Source organism: Leucobacter sp. WKLB1 (assembly GCF_059696215.1).
In genome coordinates, this window is the sequence record NZ_AP046115.1 from 2,674,697 (window position 1) to 2,690,791 (window position 16,095).

General features: G+C 68.2%; 14 protein-coding genes. 3 read left to right on the forward strand and 11 right to left on the reverse strand.

Annotated features, from left to right (window positions below; genetic code table 11):
* Positions 1 to 194 precede the first annotated feature (194 nt).
* Positions 195 to 683 carry a hypothetical protein gene (locus ACZF5Y_RS12260; protein ID WP_497532909.1) on the forward strand — a complete coding sequence of 163 codons (489 nt, stop codon included), beginning with the start codon at positions 195 to 197 and terminating at the stop codon, positions 681 to 683.
* 12 nt (positions 684 to 695) lie between these two features.
* Here ACZF5Y_RS12260 and ACZF5Y_RS12265 read toward each other — a convergent pair whose 3' ends face one another.
* The 9 genes from ACZF5Y_RS12265 to ACZF5Y_RS12305 form a co-directional block, all read right to left on the reverse strand.
* Positions 696 to 1,607, reverse strand: a complete 912-nt coding sequence (locus ACZF5Y_RS12265; RefSeq protein ID WP_497532910.1) for a siderophore-interacting protein — start codon at positions 1,605 to 1,607, stop codon at positions 696 to 698.
* A 60-nt stretch (positions 1,608 to 1,667) separates the two neighbouring features.
* Positions 1,668 to 2,693, reverse strand: a complete 1,026-nt coding sequence (locus ACZF5Y_RS12270; protein WP_497532911.1) for an ABC transporter substrate-binding protein — start codon at positions 2,691 to 2,693, stop codon at positions 1,668 to 1,670.
* A gap of 55 nt (positions 2,694 to 2,748) precedes the next feature.
* Positions 2,749 to 3,618, reverse strand: coding sequence for an ABC transporter ATP-binding protein (locus tag ACZF5Y_RS12275; protein WP_497532912.1), 870 nt, complete (start codon positions 3,616 to 3,618; stop codon positions 2,749 to 2,751).
* Complete coding sequence (locus tag ACZF5Y_RS12280; RefSeq protein WP_497532913.1) at positions 3,615 to 4,673, reverse strand: FecCD family ABC transporter permease; 1,059 nt, start codon at positions 4,671 to 4,673, stop codon at positions 3,615 to 3,617. The genes ACZF5Y_RS12275 and ACZF5Y_RS12280 overlap by 4 nt, the downstream gene beginning before the upstream one ends.
* On the reverse strand, positions 4,670 to 5,716 hold the full coding sequence (locus tag ACZF5Y_RS12285) for a FecCD family ABC transporter permease (protein ID WP_497532914.1): 1,047 nt from the start codon (positions 5,714 to 5,716) through the stop codon (positions 4,670 to 4,672). Before ACZF5Y_RS12285 ends, ACZF5Y_RS12280 begins: the two co-directional genes overlap by 4 nt.
* Before the next feature lie 169 nt (positions 5,717 to 5,885).
* Positions 5,886 to 6,590 carry a helix-turn-helix domain-containing protein gene (locus ACZF5Y_RS12290; protein WP_497532915.1) on the reverse strand — a complete coding sequence of 235 codons (705 nt, stop codon included), beginning with the start codon at positions 6,588 to 6,590 and terminating at the stop codon, positions 5,886 to 5,888.
* A 231-nt stretch (positions 6,591 to 6,821) separates the two neighbouring features.
* Positions 6,822 to 7,859, reverse strand: a complete 1,038-nt coding sequence (locus ACZF5Y_RS12295) for a hypothetical protein (protein WP_497532916.1) — start codon at positions 7,857 to 7,859, stop codon at positions 6,822 to 6,824.
* Between the two features lie 118 nt (positions 7,860 to 7,977).
* On the reverse strand, positions 7,978 to 8,586 hold the full coding sequence (locus tag ACZF5Y_RS12300; RefSeq protein ID WP_497532917.1) for a GNAT family N-acetyltransferase: 609 nt from the start codon (positions 8,584 to 8,586) through the stop codon (positions 7,978 to 7,980).
* A 6-nt stretch (positions 8,587 to 8,592) separates the two neighbouring features.
* Complete coding sequence (locus ACZF5Y_RS12305) at positions 8,593 to 9,522, reverse strand: UTP--glucose-1-phosphate uridylyltransferase (RefSeq protein WP_497532918.1); 930 nt, start codon at positions 9,520 to 9,522, stop codon at positions 8,593 to 8,595.
* Between the two features lie 78 nt (positions 9,523 to 9,600).
* Here ACZF5Y_RS12305 and ACZF5Y_RS12310 point away from each other — a divergent pair, with 78 nt between their 5' ends.
* Together ACZF5Y_RS12310 and ACZF5Y_RS12315 are read left to right on the forward strand one after the other, a co-directional pair.
* Complete coding sequence (locus tag ACZF5Y_RS12310) at positions 9,601 to 10,185, forward strand: 5-formyltetrahydrofolate cyclo-ligase (RefSeq protein ID WP_497532919.1); 585 nt, start codon at positions 9,601 to 9,603, stop codon at positions 10,183 to 10,185.
* A 21-nt stretch (positions 10,186 to 10,206) separates the two neighbouring features.
* On the forward strand, positions 10,207 to 10,479 hold the full coding sequence (locus ACZF5Y_RS12315) for an FmdB family zinc ribbon protein (protein ID WP_497532920.1): 273 nt from the start codon (positions 10,207 to 10,209) through the stop codon (positions 10,477 to 10,479).
* Between the two features lie 244 nt (positions 10,480 to 10,723).
* Here ACZF5Y_RS12315 and ACZF5Y_RS12320 read toward each other — a convergent pair whose 3' ends face one another.
* Together ACZF5Y_RS12320 and ACZF5Y_RS12325 are read right to left on the reverse strand one after the other, a co-directional pair.
* Positions 10,724 to 14,446 (reverse strand): AAA family ATPase, encoded by a 3,723-nt coding sequence (locus ACZF5Y_RS12320; RefSeq protein ID WP_497535337.1) that lies wholly within the window; start codon positions 14,444 to 14,446, stop codon positions 10,724 to 10,726.
* Between the two features lie 261 nt (positions 14,447 to 14,707).
* Complete coding sequence (locus tag ACZF5Y_RS12325; protein ID WP_497532921.1) at positions 14,708 to 16,048, reverse strand: uracil-xanthine permease family protein; 1,341 nt, start codon at positions 16,046 to 16,048, stop codon at positions 14,708 to 14,710.
* Positions 16,049 to 16,095: the final 47 nt, after the last annotated feature.

Sequence of the window (16,095 nt, forward strand, 5' to 3'; positions counted from 1 at the left end):
GATCTCACGCGAACAAGATCACCCGTATCGGCGCCACCGGCGTCCTCGCAGCCGCCCTCGCCGGCGGCATCGCTCTCCCCGCGAATGCCGTCGCACCCGCGCCGAGCAACACGACCGCCGGTATCTCGACGGTCGCTTCGACCACTGGCGCCCCGACCATCCAGGTCGACGCCGTACAGCCCGATACCCAGCAGGTGCAGCTCTCGGGCACCGCGGCAGCGCGCACGACCGTGTACATCGAGCGAGCTGCTGCGGGCCGTTATGTGCGCGTCGCAACGGTACAGTCGAACACGCAGGGCGCGTGGAGCGCGAAGGTGACGGGCACCTACGGCGATAACACGTTCCGCGCCCGCACCGTCGGCGCTCCGACGAACGATGGGCGCTCATACACGGGCGTCACGATCGACCGTGCGCAGAGCACGGTGCAGTTCGCCGCTCAGGTTACATCGGTGGATCGCGCCGCAAAGCGCGCCGTCGTCTCGGGGACCGCGACACCGGGCACTCAGGTCAGCATCACCTACGACCTGAAGAGCTTCACGGCCACCGCCGACATCGCCGGTGCATGGTCGGCCACGATCTCCGCAACGAGCTGGAACGATGACTGGGCCGGCGCTGCTGAGGGCTCGAAATCGGTCGATGTCAGCTCGTACGCCATGGGCGAGTACCGCACCATCGCATTCTGAACAGCACCGCGCCTACAGCCCCGCTGACTCGTAGAGCGCCTCGACCGCGTCGACGACCTCTTCCGAGTCGCGGTCTGCGTCGGATCGCAGGGCCTGTACTCGCTCGGTGAATGCTGGCCCGAGCGCGTCGAGACGTGCACGCCATGCCTCGGCGCGCTCCTGCCAGTAGGCCACGCACTTGTAGTTCGCAGCGGGGAGTTGCTGCTCGTGGCGCAGATACTTGCGCACCGCACGGTTGAGCCGCCCCTCGGTCGACACCCAGACGTACGTCGACGCATCAGGGTTGAGCTCGCGCAGCGCATCGAGCACGCGACTGTCGGCATGCCCGTTGCCCGAGCCGTCGAGCCAGCGGTATTCGACGCCCGGGGCATCCGCAAGGAGCCGACGCTCGGCATCTCCCACCTCGAGCAGCAGCACGGTCTCGACGTCGTCAGGAGTCTCCTCAGCGATGCGCAGCGCCGCTGGCAGTCCCGGTTCGTCGGCGACGAGAATCTGTCGCTTGAGCAGGTCCGGTCGCTCATACAGCCCGCACGGCGGGTTGATACCGACCGCTTGCCCAGGCCGGGCCTGGAGCGCCCACGCCGCGGCGATCCCGCCCTCGTGCACCACGAAGTCGACGTCGACCTGCCCCGCGCGATGCGCCCGGATCGTGTAGACGCGCATCTCCGACGGCTCGACGCCTTCGGTGTACTCCCAGCCGCGCAGCGACGTGATGAACGGCAGCCGCACCTCGTCGTCGGGGGTGTCAGGGAAGAACATGCGCACGTACTCGTCACCGATGCCCGTGGTCGGGTAGTCGACCAAATCGTCGCCGCCGAACACCACGCGCACCATTCCCGGCCCGAGACGTCGCACATCGACCACCTCGGCGCGGTGAATGCGGGGCACGTACGATGCGGGGAATGGTGATGCGGTGTCGGTCATGGGGTCCTCTCGGGGCGGGCCGGTCGGTGTGCGGCCTCAGGAGCATCCGCACGAAACGGATCAGAAGTTGTCGAATGCCTCGACGTGATCGGCGATATCGTTCACGAAGCTCGTGTAGGTGAGCGCGAAGCCGAAGCGCTGCGCGAGGTTTCCGTCGATCCAGTGGCCGGCTTCGACGGCGGGCACGCGGGCGAGCAGCGGATCGAGTTCCATGTCTTCCTCAGCCTTGTACACGAATACCACGTCAGCGTCGCCGAGTGCGCTCACCGCATTCTCGAAGCTCAGCATGTGGCCGATGCCGTTCTGGTTCGGCGGTGCCGAGCTGATCTGCTCATTGTCGAGAATCGTGAAGCCCAGTGCCGGCAGCACGACCTGATAGACCGACTCGTCTGAGATCACGGTGAAGTTGTCGGTCGGCGTATGGATGACCGTGGCGCTCTTGCCCGCGACGCGATCGCCGATCCGCTGTTTCGCATCCGCCACCGCATCTTCGTAGCCCTCGATCGCCTCGTCAGCCTCGTCGGTGCGGCCGAGCAAGGTGAGCTGATCCGTCATCGACACGAACGGGTCATCGGCCGACGCGCCCGCGACATCGAGGCCATCGTTCACCGCGAGCACGGGGGCGATCTCGTCGAGCTTGAAGTCTTCGCCCTCGTAATAGTTCGCCCAGCCCGAGCCCACCACGATGAGGTCGGGGTCGTATGATGCGATCTCTTCGCGGTTCAGGTCGAACGCCGTGTTCTTGAGGTGCGCGGCATCGTCGCTGACGAGCGGCGACAGCGGGCTGTCGTCGTCGAATGCGGTCGCCACGATCGGGTAGTCGGCGAGCAGCGACATCTCGAGCCCGCTGCGGCTGTCGAGCACGACCACACGCTCGGGCTCTACGGGAATCGTGGCCTCGTAGCCCTCGTATGAGAAATCGATGGTCTCGGCGGATCCGCCCGACCCCACGGCTTCCGCAGACGGTTCCGCGGAACAGCCTGCGAGCAGCCCGACCGAGAGCAATCCGGCGAGCGAGGCGGTGATCGCACGGCGCACGGCAGGGCGCGCGGTGGTACGGGTCGCGGAGGGTGAAGCGAGAGTCATGTCAGTCCTTGGTCGTTCGGAGACGGGGTACCGGCGCGGAGCGCCACGATCCACGCTAGGGAGCCGCGGCGACGCTGGGCGGACGAGTCGCGTCGCGTTCCGGACGCACGGGCGGGGTGCCGCTGCGATCGCGGCCGAGCGGCACGACCATCGGAGTGCCCGTCACCGGGTCGGGCACGACGCGGCACTCGAGCCCGAACACCTCGTGCACAAGATCCGCATTCACGATCTCGGCGGGGGCGCCCTCGGCCACGATCGCGCCGTCTTTCATCGCGATGAGGTGCGTCGCGTAGCGGGCGGCGTGGTTGAGGTCGTGCAGCACCGCGACGAGCGTGTTGCCCGCGAGGTGCAGGTCGGTGAAGAGCTCGAGCAGCTCGATCTGGTGCGAGATATCGAGAAAGGTGGTCGGTTCGTCGAGCAGCAGGAGCGGGGTCTGCTGCGCCAGCACCATGGAGACCCAGACGCGCTGACGCTGCCCGCCCGACAACTCGTCGACCAACCGGGGCGAGAGCTCGGTGACCCCGGTCGCAGCCATCGCTTCGACCACGGCGCGCTCATCGTCGTCGGTCCACTGACGAATGAGCCCCTGGTGCGGGTAGCGCCCGCGCGCGACGAGGTCGGCGACCGTGATGCCGTCGGGCGCGAGCGAGGTCTGCGGCAGCAGCCCGAGGCGCTTCGCAACCTCCTTCGCCTTGTAGGTCGAGATCGCTTTGCCGTCGAGCAGCACCTCGCCCTGCTGCGGCTTCAGCAGCCGCGAGAGCGCGCGCAGCAGCGTCGACTTGCCGCAGGCGTTCGGCCCGACGATCACCGTGAACGAGTGGTTCGGGATCGCGACCGTCAGGTCATCTGAGATGACCCGCCGGTCGTAGCCGATGCGCGCCGACTCGACGCGCAGGCGGGCAGGTGCAGAGTCTGTGGACGTCACAGTCGCCTCCGTGCTTCGTGGATGAGGAGCCAGATGAGATAGGCGCCGCCGATCACGACCGTGACGATGCCGACCGGCAGCATGGCGGGGAGCGCGTGGAGCGCGACAAAGTCGGAGGCGGCAAGCAACGCGGCACCCATGAGCGCGGACGCCCCGATCGAGACGCCGGCGACGCGGGTCACCCGACGCGCGATCTGCGGGGCGGCGAGCGCCACGAACGCGATGGGCCCGGCCGCCGCGGTGACCACGGCGATGAGCGCCACTGACACGAGCATCAGCGCGAGGCGCGCCGCCTCGACGTGCACCCCCAGAGCCTGGGCGGCGTCGTCGCCGAGTTCGAGCTGCCGCAGCGGGCGAGAGAGCACGAGCGCCAGAGCGAGCAGTACGATCACCAGCGCACTGCCGACGCCGGCCTGCGCCCACGTGATGCCGTTGAGCGACCCGGCACCCCACACGGCCGCGATGAGCGCCTGGTCGAGGTCTGCGGTGAGCATCAGCCACGTGTTCACCGACCCGAGCATCGCCGACACCGCGATGCCCACGATGATGAGCCGGAAGCCCTGCACGCCGCGGCTGAACGCGAGCACGTACACGAGCAGCGCCGTCGCGAGCCCACCGGTGAAAGCTCCGGCCGCGACCTCGAGGTAGGTGCCGCCGAGCACGATGATGACGATGAGCGCGCCCGTGTACGCTCCCGCCGAGAAGCCGACGATGTCGGGGCTCGCCAGCGGGTTGCGCGTCAGCGACTGGAAGATCGCACCGCTCGCGCCGAGCGCCGCTCCGGATACGATCGAGGCGAGCACACGCGGCATGCGCCACTCCACCACCACGGTGCGCGTGAAGTCGTCGACGCCCGAGAACAGCGCGTGGCCGACCTGACTCAAGCTGAGGGAGTACTCGCCAAACACCAATCCCAGCACGCCGAGCACCAGGCAGGCCACGAGCAGCATGACGCCGATGATCACCGAGCGCACGTCGACACGCAGCCAGACGCCGCGGGCATGCCACCGGTGTACGGTGCGCCCGAAGTCCACGCGATCCTGAACGTCGCTCACAGCCCACTCGCCTTTCGGCGTCGAATCAGCACAATCAAGAACGGAGCGCCGACGAACGCCGTGACGATGCCGACCGGAATCTCGGCCGGGCGCATGACGAGGCGCCCGAAGATGTCGGAGACGAGCAACAGGATCGGCGCGAGCACCACGGTGTACGCGAGAATCCATCGCTGATCGGGGCCCACGAACCAGCGCGCCACGTGCGGCACCATGAGCCCGACGAACCCGATCGGGCCGGCGATCGCGGTGGCACCGCCGGCGAGCAGCGTGATCGCGATGATGCTGATGATACGCGTGCGCAGCACGTTCGCCCCGAGCGCGGCCGCCAGATCCTCACCGAGGGCGATCGCGTTCAGCGAGCGCGCCACGACCGCGGCGAGCACGAGCCCGACGGCGAGAAATGGCAGCACCGGGAGCACCACCTCGAGGCTGCGCCCCACCACGGTGCCGGCGCCCCAGTTGCGCATCGCGTCGAACGCCTTCGGGTCGAGCAGCGTCAAGCCGCTGGTCAGACCGCCGAGCACCGCACCCAGCGCGACACCCGCGAGCACGAGCCGCAGCGGGTCCGCTCCCCCGCGGCCGGCCGCACCGATGGCGTACACCGCGATCGACACCGTAAGCGCCCCGGCGAACGCGAACCACAGGTAGCCCGATATCGATGCCACCCCGAAGCCGCCGATGCCGACCGCCACAGCGAACGCGGCGCCCGAGTTCACCCCGAGAATGCCGGGATCGGCGAGCGGGTTACGGGTGAGCGCCTGAATCAGCCCGCCCGACACCCCAAGCGCCGCCCCGACCACGATCGCGACGACCGTGCGCGGAATGCGCAGGTCAAGAATGACGAACTGCGCCTCATCGCCGCTCGGCGCGAAGACGGCATCGCGCACCACGTCGAACCCCAGGTCGCGCGACCCGACCATGATGCTCAGGATCGCCACCGCGCCGAGCACTGCCGATGCCACGCAGAGCACGAGCGCCCGCGACGCGTTGCCCGACGCGAGGCCGACGGACGTCGCTCTCGGGCGGGTGAGAGTGTCACTCAACGTGAATCGGGCTCCGTAAGGATCGAAGGGATGGGTGAGGGGCTGCGGGGGTCGGCGCCGGGTGTCGTGACGACTCCGGGCGCGCTTCAGCGCACGAATTCGACGCTACGCGGCTCTGGGCGGTGCGGGAAGACAGTCGGTGTCGCGATCCGGACACCCGTCGGGCGACTCACAACCGGCCCGCGATATCACCCGGGGTCGACCCCACGACTTTGCGGAAGGCCGCGACGAACGCGCTCGTCGTACGATAGCCGACCTGCCCGGCAACCGTCTTCACCGGCACGCCGCCTGCCAGAGCACCGAGTGCCGCCTGCATGCGCACGAGCCTGCGCCAGGCTGCGAAACTCATCGCCACCTCGGCAGCGAAGATTCGACTCACCGTGCGCGCTGTCACATTGATGTCGCTCGCCCACTGTTCGAGCGAGCGATCGTCGGCCGGGTCAGCGATGACGCGCGCAACCAGCGGGGCGAGCCGCGCGTCTGGCGGCAACGGTACGTCGAGCTGCACCGACTCCGTCGCCTCGAGCATGTCCATGCAGACCTGCTGGGCGCGCAGCCGCTGCACGTCGCTCATGGCCGCGTGCTTCAGATGCATCAGCAGCTGCCGCACGGCCGGATGAATGCGCACCGCCGTCGTCGCGGGCCACGTCTTCGTCCAGCTGTCGAGTGCGAAGTAGGTAGCGCGCACCGCCGTGCGGTCACTAGTTGAACCCTCGTGCTCCACTCCCGCCGGAATCCAGACGCCGACACCGGGCGTGACCGTCCACTGCCGCCCGTCGACCACCATGTGCGCGACGCCGCTGTCGGTCCAGAGGAGCTCGTGCTCGACGTGGCGGTGCGGCGGCCAGGCGAGGCCGTGGTCGGGCTGCAACACGGTCGTCGCGAGAAGAAAGTGCCTCGGGACTTCACGTGCCGCGTCTCGGGTTGCCGCGCGATGTGCGCGAGTCGGAGTTGCTGACGGCGCCAGTGCCTGCCCCGGAGCCGTCGCCGGAGCAGTCGGCGCGGAGGGCGCATACGGGGCGGAGAGCAGAATCATGGAGACCTCAAGAAGCACGTGTGCAGGTAAGTTCAACCTAACATACGTGTGATGAGGACCTCGGGTGCCTCAGCTCGCGTTGCGACGGCGACGCAGTGCGGCGTCGAGGTCGGGGAGACCATCGGCGGTATCGCCGACCACGCCCATGCGGCGCAGGCGGTCACTCGCCGCGTCGCGCTGCGCCTGCACTTCACGAGCCCGAACCGCGGCACGCTGGCGCTCTTCGTCACGGGCGCGCTCCTGCTGACGTTGGTGCTCTTCAGCGGCGGCCGACGCCGCAGCGCGTGCCGGCGACGCCTCCGCAGCCGACTGCGCCAGCTGCTGGCGCACCTCGCGCAGCAGCATCGAGTCCGTCTGGTTCACCTTCTGAGCCGGGCGCTCGGCGCGAGCGCGAGCCAGTGCGCGCGCACGCTCGATGCGCTCGGCAGCGGCGCGCTGCGCTTCGGCGTGCGCTGCCGCGGCGACGGTCGGATCGACCTCGGGTTCAGGCTGCGGAGCCGACTCGACAACCGCGGTCGCGATCGCCGTGGTCATTTGCTCAGCAGGAATCGTGTGCACGCGACTGCGACCCGGTGCGAGCAGCACAAGCGCACCGCTCGATGCGGCGAAGAGCGCGAGCGCACCGACCAGCATTCCGGCACCGCTCCCGGCAACCGCGAAGCCGGTGCCGACGAGCACCCCGACGACTCCCAGCACTGCGCCGAGCGCGGCGGTCGCGCGTACTCGACGCGCAATCGGCCGGCGAACTTGCGCCGAGCGCTGCGCAGCGGCCTGTTTGCGACGCATCTGCTGCGCCCTGATCTCGGCTCGCACCTGTTCCGCCTCCGCTTCCGCGAGCGCCGCGTCACGCTCCGCGTCTTGCCGTCGCTGCGCACTGCGCAGCATCTTCTCGTGCGCAAGCGCCTCGCGGGCTGTCGCCTCGAGCCGCACTTCCTGGGGCACTTCGTTCGCCTCAGCCAGCACGCGCAGCGTGCGCTGCAACCGCAGTGCGTTCTTCTCGGCGGCCCGGAACTCGCGTCGACGCATCCACGACGGAACGAGCACGGCTCCCCAGAGAAGCGCCGCGACCACGAAGATCACGCCCCCACCGAGTACTCCGCCAGTCATGGGGTTCACTGTACGGTGTTCGCCACAGGCGATCTGCTCGCCGCGCCGCACTTGCGGGCGAAATCGGGTTCCGATCAGGGAGTAGCGGCGCAACGATCCTGCGCATTCCCCGCTCGTGCTAGACCGTGCCCAGCCGTGCCACGTAGCCCGTTCCCGCCTCCTCGCGCAGCGCGATAAAACTCTCATGATCGCGCCATGCGCCGTCGATGTGAATGTACGCGGGGCGACGGCCCTCGTGCCGCAGGCCGAGCTTCTCAACCACCCGCAGCGATGGCCCGTTCTCCGGCCGAATGCAAATCTCGACGCGATGCAGCTGCAGCTCGGCGAAGAGGTGATCGATGACGAGCGCGACCGCGGTTGTCGCGATACCGCGACCGGCGACGTGCTGCGACACCCAGTACCCGATCTGCGACGACTGCAACGCGCCACCGCTGATCTCCGAGACGCTCAGCTGCCCCACGACCTTGCCGTCATAGGTGACGACGAAGGGCATGCCGCTACCGCTGCGCAACTGCTTGCGCAACACGCGCACGGTCGGGCGCATCGACACTGACCCCGGAACCACGCTGCGGCCCGACGGGTGCGTGGCTTCCCACCGCTGCAGCCACTCGCGATTCTCCGTGAGCAGGCGACGCAGCGGTTCCGCGTCACCCCACCGGATGATGCGTACGCCGACTTTCCCTGCGAACAGGAAGCCCGGATCTTCGATCACCCGCCCGAGCGGCACGTGCGGTCAGCCCTCCGAGCGCCGCCCGCGGAGGCGATCCGCGAACTCGATCACCCAGTCGGTGATCTCCGGACCGAGCTCCGCATGGTCGACCCCGAGCAGCACGTTTGCCTTGATCCAATCGGCGCGATCGCCGGTGTCGTAGCGCCGTCCGCGGAAGACCACGCCGTAGACGGGGCCGTCACCCTTGCCCTCGGCCAGATAATTGAGCCCGTCAGTGAGCTGAATCTCGCCACCGCGCCCCGGCGGCAGCTCGTCGATGATGTCGAAGATTTCGGGTCGCAGCACATAGCGCCCGATCACGGCGAGGTTCGAGGGCGCCTCTTCGGGCGCAGGCTTCTCGATGAGGCCGGTGATGCGCACCACGTCGGGGTCATCGGTGGGCTCGACTGCTGCGCAGCCATACAGGTGCACCGACTCCGGCGGCACCTCCATGAGCGCGATGACCGTCGCACCGCGCGCATCGTGCTCAGCAATCATGCGATCGAGCAGCGGATCGCGGGGGTCGATGAGGTCGTCGCCGAGCAGCACGGCGAACGATTCGTTGCCGACGTGGCTACGGGCACGGCCGACCGCGTGACCGAGCCCGAGCGGCTGCCCCTGGCGCAGGAAGTGCACCTCGGCGACCTCGCTCGACTCGTGCACCTTGCCGAGCTTGCCCTCGTCGCCCTTGCGCTCGAGCGTGTACTCGAGTTCAGGAACACTGTCGAAGTGGTTCAGCAGGTTGTCTTTGTTGCGCCCCGTGATGACGAGCACATCGCCGAGGCCCGCGGCGGCGGCTTCTTCGACCACGTACTGGATCGCCGGCTTGTCGACGATGGGGAGCATCTCTTTCGGCATCGCCTTCGTCGCCGGAAGGAAGCGGGTGCCGAGGCCGGCGGCCGGAACGACGGCTTTCTTCACCGTGCTCTGCTGCGTCGCGCGCGTATCAGTCATGACCGCCAGCCTATCCGTACCTCCTGCGCACTCAAAGCCGCGGATATCACCGGTCGCCCGACGCCTATGCTGAGTGCTATGTCGAGCGACACCCGTGTAGCCAAGATCGAGGTCCGATCGGAGGTGCGTGCGCGGCGTAATGCGCTCACTCCGCTCGAGCGCCGCCGCCGCCGCGACGGCCTCACCCGGCAGCTCACCACGCTGATCGCGGAGACGGGCGCGCGCTCGGTGACCGCATACGTGCCGCTGGGCAGCGAGCCCGATACCGAGGGCTTCCTCGCGTGGGCTCGAGCCGCCGAGGTCCGCGTTCTGCTGCCGGTCTCACTCCCCGGCCATCGTCTCGCGTGGGCGGTCGATACCGGCGATCGCGTGACCGGGTTGCACGGGATCGCTGAGCCCGACGGCCCCCGCCTCGAAGCGTCCGCGGCCGCCGACGTCGATCTCATGCTCATTCCGGCGTGCGCGATCGATGATCGGGGCACGCGACTCGGATGGGGGCTGGGCTACTACGACCGCGCGCTCGAGGCGATCGCGCCGCGACCGCCGCTCTTCGCGATCGTCGATGACGACGACCTGTATCCCTGGCTTCCCCGCGAAACCCACGACATTCCCGTCGACGGGGTGGTGACGGCGACGTCACTGCGACGCTTCACTGCGGAGTGAGGGCGAGTAGAGTATCTACTTGTGCCTACGTACGCTTACCGCTGCTCCGAGTGCGGCCACGCCTTCGACATCTACCAGTCGTTCTCCGATGATGCGCTGACCGTCTGCCCGGAGTGCGGTGGCACGCTGCGCAAGGTCTTCGGATCGCTCGGCGTGACGTTCAACGGGTCGGGGTTCTACCGCACCGATTCGCGAGCTGGTTCGCAGGGCTCCGGTTCTGGTTCCGGATCAGCCTCGGGTTCGTCGGGCTCTTCGTCTTCCAGCACCTCGACGTCCTCCGGCTCAGGCTCGTAGCCCCGACCGTCGGCGGCCGCCGACGCGCGTCACCCCCAGTGCGGCGGGCGATCCCGAGCTAATGCCGCATCACGCGAACTCGGCGCACCCGGCTTCTGCGTGCCATCTTCGCCCCAGCCTTCGGGGCGGTCCTCCGAGGCACGTGCGTCGAGGGGATGCTCTGACGGGCGGGGGTCGACGCCGTCGGGCGCCGGGCGGGAAGCGCGCCGCGACACACGGCGCGGTGTGGCGTCGGGTTCCGGGATCACCCGAGCTCCGACGCGGTCGCGCTCTCCCCCGCGTCGTAACCCACGATGCGCGCGATACGCAGCGCGACTTCGTCGGGGTCGGCGAACAGATCGAAGCTTTGCACGCGATGGTAGTGCCAGCCGAGACGTCGCAGCACCGCGGGCCGCAAGCGCAGGGTGTCGCGCAGGCTGTCGCCCCGATACTCACCCGCAGCGCCGAGGTCGAGGTCGATCGCGATCGCGCGTTCACCGAGTGAGGCGACGAGCGGGATCGCCCCGCGGTAATCCATGGCGACGGTCAAGCCGAGCGCCGTCAGGCGATCCGCGAGTTCACCGAGCATCGGATCGCGCTCTGCGGGGAGCGCCGGCGCCTCGGGCTCGGGGTGTTCGAACGCGAGCAGCTCTGCGAGTTCGACGACCCCGTGCTTCAGTCGGTTGCGATCGAGGTCTTCAGGCTTGAAGCAGCTGACGATCGTCATGGCACGGCGTGCACGCGTCATCGCGACGGCGAGCAGTCGTTCGCCGCCCGGTCGCCCGAGCCCCCCGAAGTTCGATAGCACGCGCCCGTGCGGTGTACGCCCGAACCCGATCGAGAAGATCACGCGATCGCGGCTCTGCGCCGTCGCCTGTTCGAGCGTGAGCACCGCGAAAGGCTCCGCCCGTTCACCCAGCAGGAAGTCGCGGTACTGCGGGAACTTCGAGAAGGCCTGCAGCACGGATTGATACACCCGAACCGCATGGCGCTCGCTCGCGGTGATCACCATCAACGACTCCGAAGACCGATCGCTCGCGTGCTCGAGCACGAGCTGTACGACGCGCTCGACCTCAGCATCGGTGCTTTCGACCGCACCGGTCTGCTGATCCGGCAGCCCCTGGCCGCCGCGCACGAACTCGTACGTCAGGCTCGAGTGCCCCAAGAAGCTCCCGGCCCACGGCAGCGAGTGAATTGCACCATCGTAGAAGCGGGTGTTGACGAGATTCGTCAGGTCTTCACCGCCGGCGCGGTAGCTGCGGGTCAGCGTCAGCGTCGGCAGCACCGCACCCAGCTGGGCGAAGGCCGACCGCTGATGCAGTGCATCGGCATCGTCGACCCCGCGATCCGCCCCGGCATCGGCACCGACCGAGATCTCGAAGTGCGACGGCGTCTGCGTCATCGTATCGCCGAACGCGACCACCTGGTCGGCGCGACGAATCGCCCCGAGGTTCTCGGCAAGCGTCGTCGCCCCCGCGTCGACCACCAGGGCGACATCGAAGCGCATCGAATCGGGCAGCATCGCGACCTCGTACGGCGACATCGTCCACACCGGCGCAAGCACGCCGAGCAGATGCGGTGCACGCTGCGCGAGCGAGATCGGCGACACGTAGCCGCTGCGCAATGCCTCACGCATCGCGAGCGCCTCTTGCTTATGGTCGAGCACCGCGACGCGCCAGGCATCGGCGAGCGAAGCGGCCAGCAGGGTGCCGTTCGCACCCGAATGCGCGTCGTCGACGAGCCGGAAGTCGGCTTCGAGTCGATCGATCACGCTCGTATTGGCGCTCAGCAGCGCCTGGTTCGACTGCAGCATGCGCTCGAGCACCGACTGCCACCACGCGAGCTCGAGCTCAGCGGCGACGTCCTCTGCCGGCACGTGACGGGCAGACAAATCATCGAGCAGTGGTTCGAGGTGCGCGGCGCGCATCTGCTCGACGATCGTCGTACGCTCTTGGATGTTCTGCAGCACCTCGGATTCGCGGGCGAGATCCGAAACACGGCTTGCGAGCTGCGCAAGCGACTGGTTCTTGAGGCGACTCGCGTCTGTCGTCGTACCGAGCACTCGGTCGAGCCCGTCAAGATCTTGGTAGGCCGACTGGTATGCCACGACGACATCGGCGATGCCGAGCGGCACCTCGGGGCGTGCGCCGACCACCGTGGTGTACCGCTGCCACAGCACACGCTGCTGCTGAATCTGCACCAGCCGCGAGTACATGTCTGAGATGTGCACACCCGGGCGCACGTACTCGCGAGCGAGCTTGCGCAGGCGTCGCTTGTTCGCCGTCGACATCTCGTCGCCCCGGGGGGCGTGCGCGGCGATGACCTCGGTCAGCGAACGGTCGTACACGGCGGGGGTGAACCGGTCGAGCGTCTCCTGGATGCCCATGAGCAGCCGCAGGTAGATGCCGAGCTCGGCGATCGTCTCGTAGGGGCGCATCGACGTCTGACCCACAAGCTCGTTCGACATCGAGATCAGGCGGGGCAACTGCGACTCGGCGAGGTCGACCGCGGTGCCGTACGCGGTGCGCGCTTCCTCGGTCGTCGCAAAACTGACGCCGTACCACGGTGAATCTTCGGGACCGTACTGGAACTGCCCGAGGCGCGCGACCTCGGTCAGCGATTCGGCCACGGACGAGCGATCGAGCGTCAACTGGCCGAGTGCCTGGTCGTCGAGGCGGACCGTCGTGGTCGGCGGGTGCTCGGCAAGCGAGAGCGCGGTGAGCGTGCGAAGCGCTTCGAGCGGCGAGACGCCGAAACGCTGGTCGGGTTCGGCGAGCGCGCTCTGATAGTCGAGGAGTACGCCGCGCAGACGTATCAGCGCTTCATCGACATCGCGCAACTGTTCACCGCGCGCGTTCTCGTTGCGGCTGATCGATTCAACGAGGTTGCGACGCAGGCGCCGCGGGCTCACCGAGAGGCCGGCGAGACCGACACGGGCAAGCCGATGGGTGATGCCGTCGAGCGTGGCGCGGCGCGGCGAGACGACCAGCACGCGCTTGCCGGCACGCACCAGGTTGCCGAGCGCGTTCACGACGGTCTGGGTGCCGCCGGTACCGGGGAGCGTGTGCACGACGAGGGAGTGCCCGGCGTCGATCTGCGCAAGCACATCGTCTTGCTCAGCGTCTGCGTCGTAGAGCGCACGGTCGGTGTCAGGTGAGCGATCGTCTGGCGGCGTCGCCGACACGGGTCGATACGCCGCTTCGATCTGACGCTTCGCCGGCTCATTGCCGCAGACGGCAGCGAGCACGGGCGAGGTGAGGTCTTTGGCGTCGGCCGCCATCGACTGACCGACGTTATGGAACGACGAGACGACGAGTCGCGGTTGCACGACGAACCCCGGCACACCCGATGCCATCTGACGCAGCCGATCGATGACGGGCTGCGGCTTAAAGACGCCTTCCGACTGCGACAGCTCGATCAGGGCGCGGGCGTCGACATTGATGCCGAACTGCTCGCGCATGACGCGGATCAGCTCGGAGTTCACAACGGGGAACTGCTTGAGCTTGAGTTCGAAGTCACGACCGTATCGACGAATGGCGAGGGGACGCAGCAGAATCGGGGCGCAGAAGTCCTCGCCCTCGAAGCTCCACTTCGCAATGCCGACGCCGAGGTTCGTGGTCTCGAGACCGCGCACGGTACGCATCTCGATCGCCTTGTCGGTCACACGCCCAGCGGCAGCGCGGGCGTGACGCAGCGCCAGGTCGTCGCGGATCAACGCGGAGAGCAGGATCTTGTTGCCCGTGATGAACTGCGGCAACCCACCGGGGTGCGTCGTCGACAGTTCGATACGGTTTGCCGTCTCGTCCTCGAAGTGCAGCAGCGGGTTGCGCCCACCGATGCCCGCGAGTTCGCGTCGCCATTCGGCGTGCTCGTCGGCATACGAATCGACGAGCGACACGGGTCCGACGGGCTGCGATGCGAGAGCGTCTGAGGGCTGGGGCTGTGACTGCGGGGCCGTAGCCAGCGCACCTTCGCTGCGCGGCTGCATCGCGGCAGTGCCGGCGTCGGGAGACGTACTCGTGCGTGATGCGTCGGCCGACGCGTCATCGGCGCCGTTCACGCGCGCTGCCGTGGACTCGGCGCTTCCCGCGCCGCGTCCCTTTTCAGGTCGCCGTAGCCGATCTACACTCCACACACCGCCACCCTAGGCTGAACTCCGGGGAATCGGCGCTGATTCCCCGGAGTTTCGCGGCGCGCCGCGTGCCTTCGGTGCGAATGCTCAGCCCCGCAACAACCGAGGCTGCGACGGTCAGTCGCGAGTGCTGCCGGTCACCACCGGATCGACGACCTGCACCTCGCCGCCGCGCAGCTTCGCGAGCCCGCGCATCACGTGGTACACGAGCACTGCGGCGATCGTGCCGAGCGCGATGCCGTTGAAGACGACCGACCCGATCTGCAGACCGAAGTCCGCGATGCCCACGATCAGCGGCACCGCCGCAGAGAACTGGTTGATCGGCTTGGAGAAGTCGACCTTGTTATCGATCCAGATCTTCACGCCGATGAGGCCGATGAGTCCGTAGAGAGCGACCGTGACGCCCGCGAGCACGCCCGCCGGCACCGAGAAGATGATCTCGCCGACCTTCGGGGAGAAGCTGAGCAGCACGGCGAAGATGCCGGCCACCCAGTACGCCGCTGTCGAGTAGACGCGCGTCGCCGCCATGACGCCGATGTTCTCGCCGTACGTGGTGGTGCCCGATCCGCCGCCGAAGCCGGCCAGCATCGTCGATACGCCGTCTGCGAGCAGCGCGCGACCCGTCACGGGATCGAGATCACGGTTGACCATGAGGCCGACGCTCTTCACGTGGCCGACGTTCTCGGCGATGAGCACGAGCACGACTGGCAGGAACGCCGGCAGCAGCCCCCAGAGCGTCGGGTCCGCGAACGGGTTGCCGACGGCGTGGAACGACGGCAAACCGATCCAGGCAGCGTCGCCCACCTTCGAGAAATCGACCTCGCCCATGAGTGCCGCGGCGATATAGCCAACGACCACGCCGAGCACGATCGACAGGCGACCGACCAACCCGCGGAACAACACCGTGATGAGGAGCACCGCGGTAATGGTGATGAGCGCGACCCAGCCCGAGAGCTCAGTCGCATTCCAGTTGTTCTTGACCGCGGGCGCGAGGTTGAAGCCGATCAGCGCGACGATGGCGCCCATCACGACCGGCGGCATGAGGGCATTGATCCACCCGGTGCCGAAGCGATTGACGATGATGCCGACGATCGCCATGAGCACGCCGATGGCCAAGATGCCAAACGAGGCGCGGCCGAGATCGGGGTTCTCGGGGTCGCCACCCGCCGTCGCCGCCATGATCGGAGCAATGAAAGCGAATGAGGAGCCGAGATAGCTGGGCAGGCGGTTGCCCGTGATCAGCAGGAAGAGCAGCGTGCCGAGACCCGAGAAGAACAGCGTCGCCGTCGGGCTGAAGCCGGTGAGCAGCGGCACGAGGAACGTCGCACCGAACATCGCCACCACGTGCTGGGCGCCGAAGCCGATCGTGCGGAGCCAGCTGAGCCGCTCCTCGGGGAGCACGATCGCGTCGGGCGCAACGTGCGTCCCGTCTCCATGCTGCTTCCAGGTCAATGCCATCGCGGGCTCCTTCGGGGTGCCGGATCGCAAGGAGCCGTACGGCCACC